Raw genomic sequence first — 11,680 nt, 5'->3', positions numbered from 1 at the left:
CGCTACTCAGGCATAACCACAACCGACAACGCCCGGCACTTTGCCGGGCGTTGTCGTTTATGCTGCTTGGCCCTGCCGCCGGCCTGCTCTAGAGTGATTGGTAGCTAAGGAGTCGCTATGCAGTTGGATCGCTCGAATGGTTGGTGTGAGGGGGTGCGTCGCTGCCCTTCGCCCAATTGCAATGATCGCCCCCTGGGGGAAATTTCCCTGTTGGTGATTCATAACATCAGCCTGCCGCCTGGCCAGTTCGGCACCGGCAAGGTGCAGGCATTGTTTCAAAATCAGCTGGTGGCCGATGAGCATCCATACTTCGCGGGTATCGCCGCTTTGCAGGTGTCGGCGCATTTTCTGATCGAGCGTGACGGTGTGGTGACCCAGTTTGTCTCCTGTCTGCAACGTGCCTGGCATGCCGGGGTTTCACGTTTCGAGGGGCGAGAGAGCTGCAATGACTTCTCGCTCGGGATCGAGTTGGAGGGTACTGACGATGAGCCTTTCACTGACGCCCAGTATGCGGCGCTGGTGCAATTGAGCCGGCAGTTGCTGAGCGCCTATCCGGCGATCACTTTGGCGCGTATCTGCGGCCACAGCGATATCGCGCCGGGGCGCAAAACCGATCCGGGGCCGGCTTTTGATTGGCTGCGTCTGCGAGCGGCTTTAACCGAATAAGGAGTAGAGGCAATGAGCTTTCTGGTGCTGCTGTTGGTGCTCTGGGTCGAGAAGTTCTCGGCCCTGCGAGCCAGGATCCAGCAGGATGGCCCCTGGTTGCGTCTGCTGGCGTGGGTCGAGCGGCAGGCCGACTTTGTCGAGAGCCCCTGGTTGGCGATCCTGCTGTTGGTGTTGTTGCCGCTGGCGGCGCTGGCTTTGTTGCTGACGCTGCTCGAGTCGGTGGCCTATGGTTGGCTGGCCTTGCCGGTGCACCTGCTGGTGCTGGTTTACAGCCTGGGGCGTGGCGACCCATTGGCGGCCCTCGGCCCCTTCCGTGACAGTTGGCGGCGCGGCGATGCCGAGGCGGCGTATCTGGTGGCGCACCGCGACCTGGCATTGCAGGCCGAGGAGGAGGGCGCGCTGTTGCAGCAGGTGCAGGGCTATCTGCTCTGGCAGGCTTATCAAAGCTTCTTCGCGGTTATCTTCTGGTACGCCCTGCTCGGGCCGGTGGCGGCCTTGGCCTATCGGCTGCTGGCGTTGATGACCGAACATGTCGCGCAACCGATCCTGCGTGAGCGTGCAGTGCAGTGGCGGCATGCCTTCGATTGGCTGCCGGCGAGGCTGCTGGTGGCGAGCTTCGCCTTGGTGGGCAGTTTTGTCGCGGTCAGCCGGGTGTTGCTGCATGAGCTGTTGAACTGGAGTATTTCCGCCGCGCAGCTGGTGACCCAGGCGGGGCGCGCGGGGGGGGAGGTGTCCGAGCCGGTGTTGGGCGAGGCGGGCGTCGCCAGCCTGGACGGGCTCTGGCAATTATTAGTGCGCGCGGCGGTGTTCTGGTATGCCGTTTTTGCCGTGTGGGCGTTGCTTGTTTAAGTCGTCTGGCGCTCACTCCCACAGCCAGGCGGCGCCGCGTACGCCGCTGGAATCGCCGTGCCGCGCTGGCAGCAGGCGGGTGTTGATCCGGTCGGAAAATACGTAACGCGGCAATAGCTGCGGCACCTGCTGATACAGCGCGCCGATATTCGACAGGCCACCACCGAGCACGATGACGTGCGGGTCGAGCAGGTTGATGACTGAGGCCAGCCCGCGCGCCAGTTGGTCGCAGTAGCGTTCGAGGGCTTGCCGGGCCGCAGTGTCGGCACCCGTGGCCGCGAGGGCCAAGGCGCCGGCATCCAGGCCGAGGTCGCTGCGGGCGGCCCAGCCGGGGCCGGACAGGAAGGTCTCGATGCAGTCCTCCAGCCCGCAATAGCAGCGCCGGGCCGGACCATCCTCGGGGCGGCGCCAGGGCAGCGGATTGTGCCCCCATTCGCCGGCAATGCCGTTCGGCCCGCCAAGCAGGCGGCCATTGATCACCACGCCGCCGCCAACCCCGGTACCGAGAATGACCCCGAATACCGTGGCTGCGCCCGCGCCGGCACCATCACTGGCTTCCGACAGGGCGAAGCAGTCGGCATCGTTGGCCAGACGTACCGGGCGTTGCAGCAGGCGTGCGAGGTCGCCTTGCAGGTCCTGGTCGATCAGGCAGATCGAGTTGGCGTTCTTGATCCGCCCGTGGTCCGGTGAGCGGGTGCCTGGAATGCCGACTCCGACGCTGCCGCGGACGCCCAGTTCGCGCTCGGCCTGCGCCACCAGTTCGACGATAGTCGCCAGGGTGGCGGCGTAGTCGCCTTGCGGGGTGGGCAACCGGCGGCGGTGGACCGGCTGGTTGTTGACCAAGGCGACAATTTCGATCTTGGTGCCACCCAGATCAATACCCAAGCGCAGTGATGGATGCATTCTTAACCTTAAGTTACAGAGGGTCGGGTCGATATCAGGTATACAGGATGCTGCGCCCGTGCGGTTTTGTGACTTTAGGCACATTCAACCGCTTGCTCTTGTCGCTCCGATGCGAGTGACTCGGGTCGAGCCTGCAAGGGTGGAAGGGCTGCCAGGCATGCTACTTACCCGTCCATTCCTGTGACGATGCATAACAATAATATGATCAGGAGACGTCTTGTGAAGACCGTGCTGTATCCGGCCATCGCGCTGATGAATCGTCTTAGCTTTGGTATGAAATTCAGTCTGATCAGCGTCTTGTTCTTCTTGCCGATGCTGGTCACCAACTTCTATCTGGTGCGCGACTCTTACCGGGAGTTCGTCGGCACGCGTGCTGAGTTGGACAGTCTCGACCTGCTGAGTTCCAGCCTCAAGCTGCGGCGTGATTTGGAAAGCCTCAACGACCTTGCCGAGATCAACGCCACCATTGGTCAGTCGGCCAAGGCCGGCGACCTCGAAGCGCAGGTCGCGAAGGTGAGCAAGGAAATCAGCGGCGCGCTGCAAACCCTGGCGCCGGTGGTCAGCGAGCCCGCGCAGGTCGAGGAGTTCAACGCCAAACGGGACGAGATGCTCGCCGCCTTGCAGGGCTTCGAGGCCGAGACCTCGTTGCAGAGCAAGGCCGCGCTGGTCGAGAAGTTGCTTGGCAATGCCCAGGTATTCCTCAAAATCGTGGCCAACCAGGCCGGGCTCAGCCAGGACAATCAACCCGCCGTACGGCAGATGGTCGAGTTGGTGACCGTGGTCACGCCGCAGGTGACGGCGGCTCTCAGTAAGGGGCGAGCCATTGGCTCCGCCTCCCTTGGCCAGGGTTTCCTGAATTCATCGGCCAGCGGCAAGTTCGATGAATTGCTCCTGGTGCTGGAAAAGCTGCATGCCGAATACGGACTCAGCCTGCGCGATGCTCTGGATGACAGCCCGCAGGCGCGCTCGGCGCTGGACAGCCTGGCGAGCGCCAGCCGGGCAACGCTGAAAGACAGCAGCACGCTGTTCGAAGACCAGGTGATCATGGCCGACACGCTCGATGCGCCCTGGCCGGCGTTCTATGACCAGGTCACGGCGGCGATGGAGAAAACCTACCAGCTCAACGATGCGGCCCTGGGCTTCCTCGACCAGCAGTTGCAGCAGCGCCTGGAGCAAAAGCGCGTGCAGATGGTGTTGCTGGTCGTCGCGCTGATGCTGGTGTTCCTGCTGATCGTCTACCTCTACGGCGCTTTTTATGTCTCCACCCGGACGACGCTGAAGAATCTTGGCCTGGTGATGGACAAGGTTGCGGCCGGCGATATGACCGTCAGCTTCAAGGCAGAAAGCCGCGATGAGCTGGGCGATTTGGGTGAGGTGTTCAACGGCACCGTGCAGAAAATCCACCACCTGATCGAGCGCGTCGGGCACACGGTCAGCCAGGTCGGGCACCAGGCGGATCGGGTGGAAACGGTCTCCGCACAGAGCAACCAGGCGGTCGCCGGGCAGCGCAGCCAGATTGAGCAGGTCGCGACGGCGATGAACGAAATGTCCGCCACTGCCCAGGAAGTAGCGCGTAGCGCTGCCGCCGCGGTGGACAGCGCGCAGAGTGTGAATCAGGAAACGATCAGCGGTCGGGCGTTGGTGGAATCCCAGGTCGGCAGCATCCAGCGCCTGGCCGGCGAGATCGACCAGTCGGTGGTGGTGATCAATCAGTTGGCCAGCGACAGCGCCTCGATCAGCCAGGTGCTGGATGTGATCAAGGGCATCGCCGAGCAGACTAACCTGCTGGCGCTCAACGCGGCGATCGAGGCGGCGCGTGCCGGTGAGCAGGGTCGCGGTTTTGCCGTGGTGGCCGATGAGGTGCGCAACCTGGCCAAACGCACCCAGCAGTCGACCGAAGAAATCGAAAAGATGATCGCCAAGTTGCAGGGCGGGGTCGGCGCGGCGGTGAAAACCATGCACATCAGCCATCAGATGGCCGATGGCACGGTCGCAGAGTCGGGCAAGGTGCAGCAGGCGCTGGAGAATATCCTCGGCGCGGTGGGCATGATCGTCGACCAGAACCAGCAGATCGCTGCGGCCGCCGAGCAGCAGACGGCGGTGGCCCACGATATCGACCAGAACATCGTCGAGATCAACCTGGCCGGCGAGCGCACCGCTGAAGGTGCGAGCCAGACCGAGCAGGCCAGCCGCGAGTTGTCCGGCCAGGTCGCGCACCTGAAGCAGCTGATCAGCGCGTTTCGCGTTTGATCAAAGCGCTTAACGACAAAGCCCGCCCAATAGCGGGCTTTGTCGTTTCTGGCCTCGTGACCCTCTAGGGGGCGCGTCTTCTGTGGGGGGGCGTAGGGTGCGCACGGCGCACCCTACGCATTCCAGCCGAATAGGGCGCGGGCGTTGGCACTGCTGGCGCTGGCCAGCTCCTCGGGCGTGATACCCCGCAGCTCGGCCAGTACCTGGCAGATATCGGCCAGGTATTCCGGGCTGTTGCGCTGGTTCGGGTGCATCGCCGGGGCCATATCCGGTGCATCGGTTTCCAGCACCATGGCTTCAAGCGGCAGCGCCGCGAGCACCTTGCGCAGACGCAGGGCCTGCGGCCAGGTCGCGGCGCCGCCAAGGCCCAGCTTGAAGCCGAGCTTGAGGTATTCCTTGGCTTCTTCGTGGCTGCCGGCAAACGCATGGATGATGCCGCCGCGCTCGAGTTTGAAGCGCTTCAGCGTGGCGATCACCTGCGCATGGCTGCGCCGCACATGCAGCAGGGCCGGCAGGGCAAACTCGGCGGCCAGTTCGAGTTGCGCCTCGAACAGCGCCTGCTGACGCTCGCGGTCGAGGTGTTCCAGGTAATAGTCGAGGCCGAACTCGCCGACCGCGCAGAGTTCGGGCTGCCCGGCGAGCCGCTCCAGCCAGCCTCGCAGTTCACGCAGGTGTTCCGGCCGATGTTGCTCGAGGTGGACCGGGTGCAGGCCGAAGGCGGCATACAGGCCGTCCTCGCGCTGTACCAACTCCCACAGACGTTGCCAATTGGCCTGGTAAACCCCAAGCACCACCATGCGCTCGACCCCAAGTGCCCGGGCATTCGCCAGCACCTCGCCGCGGTCGGCGTCGAAGTCGGGGAAGTCCAGGTGGGTGTGGGTGTCGATCAGGGGCATGGGCTATGGTTTCAGCGTGTGTGGCCGAAGGATAACGGCTGCCAGCGAGTCAGGGATAAAGGAAAGCGTAAATGGATTTACGTCAACGCGCCAAAGCCTTGCGCGCCGCATCGGGATAACTGGCTTGCGGGGCAGGGTTTTACCGTGTTGCGCTTTTTGAATAACAAGAAGTGTTGCAGCAAACGGATGCGGTGTTGGAGCAGGTTCGGATCTGGGTGGAGCAACGGCGGCCCTCTCCCACGGCCCCTCTCCCGTAAACGGGAGGGGGGAGCAAAGCCAAAGCGCGGGGGATTGGTTGCGCACGAATAGAACCCCTCTCCCGCGTGCGGGGTGAGGCGGAAATAGGCAAAGCATGCTTTGCCCCGCCCGAACGCCACTGCGCCCGCATGCGCAGTGGCTGGGGCACAGTGTGGGGGTAGGGGAGAGGGGCTTTGAGCGCTTAAGGGGCTTTAGTGATGCTCGCGCGTCGCGCGGAATTTCACGTCGGGCCAGCGTTCTTCCATCAATGCCAGGTTGACCCGGGTGGGCGCCAGGTAGGTGAGGTGGCCGCCGCCGTCGATGGCCAGGTTCTCAATGGCCTTGACCTTGAAGTCCTCGAGCTTTTTCTTGTCGTCGCAATCGATCCAGCGTGCGGACCAGACGGTGATTGGCTCGTAGGCGCACTCGACCTTGTATTCCTCTTTCAAGCGGCTGGCGACCACATCGAACTGCAGCACACCGACCGCACCGAGGATGATGTCGTTGCTGCGCTCGGGGAAGAACACCTGGGTGGCGCCTTCCTCGGCCAGTTGCTGCAGGCCCTGGCGCAGTTGCTTGGATTTCAGCGGGTCTTTGAGGCGCACGCGGCGGAACAGTTCCGGGGCGAAGTGCGGGATGCCGGTGAAGCCGAGGTTTTCGCCTTCGGTAAAGGTGTCGCCGATCTGGATCGTGCCGTGGTTGTGCAGGCCGATGATGTCGCCGGCAAAGGCCTCTTCCAGTTGTTCGCGCTCGGAGGAGAAGAAGGTCAGGGCATCGCCGATCCGTACTTCTTTGCCCAGGCGCACATGGCGCATTTTCATGCCCTTGTCGTACTTGCCGGAGCAGATGCGCATGAAGGCGATGCGGTCGCGGTGCTTGGGGTCCATGTTCGCTTGGATCTTGAACACGAAGCCGCTGAATTTCTCTTCGACCGGCTCGACGGTGCGCTCATTGGCGACCCGAGCCAGCGGCTTGGGTGCCCAGTCGACGACGGCATCGAGCACATGATCGACGCCGAAGTTGCCCAGCGCGGTGCCGAAGAATACCGGGGTCAGTTGGCCGTCGAGGAATTCCTGCTGGTCGAACTCGTGGCAGGCGCCCTGCACCAGTTCCAGCTGTTCGACGAAGCGCTCGTATTCATCGCCCAGGTGCGCGCGGGCTTCATCGGAGTCGAGCTTTTCGATGATTTTGACGTCGGTGCGCTCGTGGCCGTGACCGGCGGTGTAGACGATGATGTAGTCGTCGGCCAGGTGGTACACGCCTTTGAAGTCGCGGTAGCAACCGATTGGCCAGGTGATCGGCGCGGCCTTGATCTTCAGTACCGCTTCGATTTCATCGAGCAACTCGATCGGGTCGCGGATGTCGCGGTCGAGTTTGTTGATGAAGCTGACGATGGGCGTGTCGCGCAGACGGCACACGTCCATCAGGGCAATGGTGCGCGGTTCCACGCCCTTGCCGCCGTCGAGCACCATCAGTGCCGAATCCACTGCGGTCAGGGTGCGGTAGGTGTCTTCGGAGAAGTCCTCGTGGCCCGGGGTGTCGAGCAGGTTGATCATGTGCTCGCGGTAGGGGAACTGCATCACCGAGGTGGTAATCGAGATGCCGCGCTGCTTTTCCATCTCCATCCAGTCGGAGGTGGCATGGCGGTCGGACTTGCGCGACTTCACCGTGCCGGCCACGGCAATCGCCTTGCCCATCAGCAGGAGTTTCTCGGTGATGGTGGTTTTACCCGCATCCGGGTGGGAAATGATGGCGAAGGTGCGGCGTTTCGCGACTTCGGCGGCCTGGTTGGTCATAGGAGGGGAACGCCTCGACGAATAGTCGGTCTGTCAAAAAAGGCGGCGATTATAACGCAAGCGCGCTCCCGGCGGCGGCCGATGGATGCGCTGCTTTGCTCGACTTTGTGCAGCATTCCATAACGCTTTGTTTTGAATCTTAAACGGTCAATCGCCAAAGCGACAAAGTGAGGTAGCCGCGCGGCAATTTTTTATTGATCTGCGCCCCACATGCTCCTAAAGTTCGCGCCCGAACGTCCATGCTGGAAACGATCCATCCGGCTCAAGTACTGACGACGAGAGGTTGTTGGCCACCAGACCGAGTGAAAGCGCAGTAGTGTTCACTCGTCCTGGCCGGTAATCCTCGGCGACATGCCTTGGGAAGTAGGCGAACCAAAGTGGGGAAACGGATTAGACGTTCGCGGCTTTTCAACTGAAAGCCACCCCTCAACCACCTTTTGTTTGTTTTGCCATACATATGGAGTCCCAGCATGTCGATTAAGGTCGAAGACTACTACGCGCGTGAAACCTTCGAGAAAATGAAGGCCTTCTCCGATCAGCAAGAAACCCCGTTCGTGGTGATCGACACCCAGATCATCAGCCAGGCTTACGATGACCTGCGCGCCGGTTTCGAGTTCGCCAAGGTCTACTACGCGGTCAAGGCCAACCCGGCCGTCGAGATCATCGACCTGCTCAAGGACAAGGGCTCGAACTTCGACATCGCCTCGATCTACGAGCTGGATAAAGTGATGAACCAGGGCGTTGGCCCGGAGCGCATCAGCTACGGCAACACCATCAAGAAATCCCGGGACATCCGCTACTTCTACGAGAAGGGTGTGCGCCTGTATGCCACCGACTCGGAAGCCGACCTGCGCAACATCGCCAAGGCCGCGCCGGGCTCGAAAGTCTACGTGCGCATCCTCACGGAAGGTTCGACCACCGCTGACTGGCCGCTGTCGCGCAAATTCGGCTGCCAGACCGACATGGCCATGGATCTGCTGATCCTCGCTCGCGACCTGGGCCTGGTGCCCTACGGCATCTCCTTCCACGTTGGCTCGCAGCAGCGCGATATCAGCGTCTGGGACGCCGCCATCGCCAAGGTCAAAGTGATCTTCGAGCGTCTGAAGGAAGAAGACGGCATCCACCTCAAGCTGATCAACATGGGTGGCGGCTTCCCGGCCAACTACATCACCCGCACCAACAGCCTGGAAACCTACGCCGAAGAGATCATCCGCTTCCTCAAGGAAGACTTCGGCGATGACCTGCCGGAAATCATCCTCGAGCCGGGCCGTTCCCTGATCGCCAACGCCGGCATTCTGGTCAGCGAAGTGGTGCTGGTGGCGCGCAAGTCGCGTACCGCCGTCGAGCGTTGGGTGTATGTCGATGTGGGCAAGTTCTCCGGCCTGATCGAAACCATGGACGAGTCGATCAAGTTCCCGATCTGGACCGAGAAGAAAGGCGAAGTGGAAGAGGTGGTGATCGCCGGCCCGACCTGCGACAGCGCCGACATCATGTACGAGAACTACAAATACGGCCTGCCGCTGAACCTGGCCATCGGTGATCGCCTCTACTGGCTGTCCACCGGCGCCTACACCACCAGCTACAGCGCGGTGGAGTTCAATGGCTTTCCGCCATTGAAGGCGTTCTATTTGTAAGCTTTGTGTCAGTTCGAAAAGCCCCGCCTTGGCGGGGTTTTTTCGTTATGGGCCAAGCAGGGCGGATGGTTTCCCCAGTTCCGTGGTGATTTGTAAAGATTTTGTAAAGACTACGATTAATTCGCCTATGATAAAGTTTCTCAAATAGAATCGCGCCTCATTTTGCTTGGGGAGTGATTCTTATGAACAATAAAACGATGTCCTCCAACTCGCCACAGCCTCGTCTGCTGGCTTCCGCTATCGGCCTCGCCATTGCGTCCTTCGCCTGTACGGGGATGGCGGCAGAAAAGAGCCAAGCGGTCGAATTGGGCGCGGTCAAGGTGCAAGGCAAGCAGGATAAGGAGAAGAGCTACAAGGTCGAGCAGGCTTCTTCGCCGAAGTACACCGCACCGCTGCTGGACACTCCCCAGACCATCACCGTAGTGCCCGAGGCCCTGATCAAGGAACAGAACGCGCTGAGCCTGCGCCAAGTGCTGTCCAACGTTTCCGGGATCACCTTCGGTGCTGGCGAGGGCGGTGCCTATGGTGACAGCATCAATATTCGCGGTTTCAGCGCCACCAACAACATCATGCTCGATGGCCTGCGCGACAGCGCCAACATCACCCGCTCCGATACCTTCAACCTGGAACAGGTGGAAGTGGTCAAGGGGCCGAGCTCGGTCTACGCCGGTGCCGGCGCCACGGCGGGCTCGATCAATATGGTCAGCAAAACGCCTAAGCTGAGGGCCTCGAACAATCTGCAAGCCGGCGTCGGCACGGATGGTTACCAGCGTCTGGCGGCGGATATCAATCAGCCGCTGGAGGGCATCGAAGGCGCCGCCTTTCGCTTGAACCTGATGGCCCATCAGAACGATGTGGCCGGTCGCGAGCAGATCGACTATGAGCGTTGGGGTATTGCACCCTCGGTCAGTTTCGGCCTGGGTTCCCCGACCCGCCTGACCCTGAGTTACCTGCACCAGTCCGACCAGAACCTGCCGGACTATGGGCTGCCGGCCATCAATGGCAAGGTGGTGGGGAATGTGGATCGTGACGCTTACTTCGGCTTCAAAAATATCGATACCGAAGAAGTCGATGTCGACTCTCTAACCGTCAAGTTCGAGCATGACTTCAATGAACTGGTCAGCTTGAGCAATATCGCGCGGTATAGCGAAACCGATAACCGCACCATCACCACGCGCAGCTACGTCACCCTGGTCGGCACCGATCAGTACCGCTACCGCCCTAACACCGCCGGCGTGGGTCGCGACACCACCACCAAACTGGCGATCAACCAGACCAACCTGACCTGGAACTTCGCCACTGGTTTCATCGACCATGCGCTGGTGACCGGCGCCGAAATCTCCCGCGAGACCCTGGATCGCTACGGTATCAGCTACAACCTGGATCACAGTCGGGTCTATGCCCTGAGTAACCCACCGGGCTACTACAGCGGCCCGACCAATAAGACCAGGACCTCGACGCTTGACTCCGAGGTGACCGACAAGGCCTTGTACGCCTTTGACACCTTGGCGCTGAATGATCAGTGGGATCTGAGCCTTGGCGTGCGCTATGAGAAATTCGAAGGCGAGAGCGATAGCGTGGTGTTCGCGAATAACCCTCCGCGCACTCGCTCCGACTCCACGGATGAAGTGGTCAGTGGCCGGGTCGGGTTGGCTTACAAACCCGTCGAGAACGGCACCATCTATGTGGCCTGGGGCAACTCCTTCAACCCTTCGGCGCAAGGTGTGGCAACCACCGGTACCGGTCTGAGCGCGGACAACGAGGACCTCGATCCGGAGAAGAACGAAACCTGGGAACTGGGGACCAAGTGGGAACTGCTGGATCAGCGCCTGTCGCTTAACGCGGCGCTCTTTCGCGTCGAGAAGACCAATGGCCGGATCGATGCCGACGTCACGGGTAATAGCAATATCACCGAGTTCGTACTGGACGGTGTGCAGCGCGTCGATGGTTTCGAGCTGGGCCTGTCCGGCAAGATCACCGACAAGTGGCAGGCGTTCGCCACTTATACCCAGCTGAGCAGCGAAATCGTCAAGGCGGGTGCCTCGGTTGCCGATCAGGCTCAGGAAGGTCAAGCATTGGCCAACACCCCGCCGCGCTCCTTCAGCCTGTGGAACACCTATCAGTTGCCGGCCGATTTCGAGCTGGGTTATGGCGTGCAGTTCGTCGATGAGCGTAACGTCGCCAACGCCGACACGGCGAAGGTTGGTTCTTATGTCGTGCATGGCGCCATGCTGGGCTATCAGGCCAGCAAAGAGCTGGGCCTGCAGCTGAACGTCAACAACCTGTTCGACGAAGAGTATTACGATCGGTTGCGTACCAGTGTCGGCACGAGCGCCACGACGGGCGGCCTGGTCCCCGGCGACGGCCGTTCCGCAGTATTGACCGCCAATTACTCGTTCTAAGGCTTAAGAGCCGTTGCAATCAAAGCCCTGCCATTTGGCGGGGCTTT

8 protein-coding genes and 1 pseudogene are annotated in these 11,680 nt (G+C 61.4%); 6 read left to right on the top strand and 3 right to left on the bottom strand.

Annotated features, from left to right (window positions below):
- Positions 1-117: 117 nt before the first annotated feature.
- Together ampD and ampE are read left to right on the top strand one after the other, a co-directional pair.
- Complete coding sequence (ampD, locus tag AC3IYG_RS18435; protein ID WP_489310873.1) at positions 118-666, top strand: 1,6-anhydro-N-acetylmuramyl-L-alanine amidase AmpD; 549 nt, start codon at positions 118-120, stop codon at positions 664-666.
- A gap of 12 nt (positions 667-678) precedes the next feature.
- Positions 679-1,515, top strand: a complete 837-nt coding sequence (gene ampE, locus AC3IYG_RS18430; protein ID WP_489310872.1) for a regulatory signaling modulator protein AmpE — start codon at positions 679-681, stop codon at positions 1,513-1,515.
- 12 nt (positions 1,516-1,527) lie between these two features.
- On the opposite strand, the gene AC3IYG_RS18425 is transcribed toward ampE, so the two are convergent.
- Positions 1,528-2,418 (bottom strand): ROK family protein, encoded by an 891-nt coding sequence (locus AC3IYG_RS18425; RefSeq protein ID WP_489310870.1) that lies wholly within the window; start codon positions 2,416-2,418, stop codon positions 1,528-1,530.
- Positions 2,419-2,604: 186 nt separating this feature from the next.
- On the opposite strand from AC3IYG_RS18425, the pseudogene AC3IYG_RS18420 reads away from it, so the two are divergent.
- Both AC3IYG_RS18420 and AC3IYG_RS18415 read left to right on the top strand, forming a co-directional pair.
- Positions 2,605-3,810, top strand: a pseudogene (locus AC3IYG_RS18420) (HAMP domain-containing protein); the annotation flags it as partial.
- 144 nt (positions 3,811-3,954) lie between these two features.
- The gene (locus AC3IYG_RS18415; protein ID WP_489332213.1) at positions 3,955-4,668 is read left to right on the top strand and encodes a methyl-accepting chemotaxis protein; all 714 of its coding nucleotides are present in this window, start codon (positions 3,955-3,957) and stop codon (positions 4,666-4,668) included.
- A gap of 113 nt (positions 4,669-4,781) precedes the next feature.
- Here the strand turns inward: AC3IYG_RS18415 and AC3IYG_RS18410 are convergent, their stop codons facing one another.
- On the bottom strand, positions 4,782-5,564 hold the full coding sequence (locus tag AC3IYG_RS18410; protein WP_489310868.1) for a TatD family hydrolase: 783 nt from the start codon (positions 5,562-5,564) through the stop codon (positions 4,782-4,784).
- A 449-nt stretch (positions 5,565-6,013) separates the two neighbouring features.
- The gene (locus AC3IYG_RS18405; protein WP_489310866.1) at positions 6,014-7,597 is read right to left on the bottom strand and encodes a peptide chain release factor 3; all 1,584 of its coding nucleotides are present in this window, start codon (positions 7,595-7,597) and stop codon (positions 6,014-6,016) included.
- 470 nt (positions 7,598-8,067) lie between these two features.
- Here AC3IYG_RS18405 and AC3IYG_RS18400 point away from each other — a divergent pair, with 470 nt between their 5' ends.
- Complete coding sequence (locus AC3IYG_RS18400; RefSeq protein WP_489310864.1) at positions 8,068-9,231, top strand: type III PLP-dependent enzyme; 1,164 nt, start codon at positions 8,068-8,070, stop codon at positions 9,229-9,231.
- A gap of 182 nt (positions 9,232-9,413) precedes the next feature.
- A complete protein-coding gene (locus AC3IYG_RS18395) occupies positions 9,414-11,633 on the top strand; it encodes a TonB-dependent receptor (protein ID WP_489310862.1) in 2,220 nt (739 codons plus the stop codon).
- The last annotated feature ends 47 nt before the right edge of the window (positions 11,634-11,680 follow it).

The sequence above is a fragment of the Pseudomonas sp. KH_027 genome (genome assembly GCF_057838565.1).
This window is presented reverse-complemented; position numbering and strand designations above follow the sequence as displayed.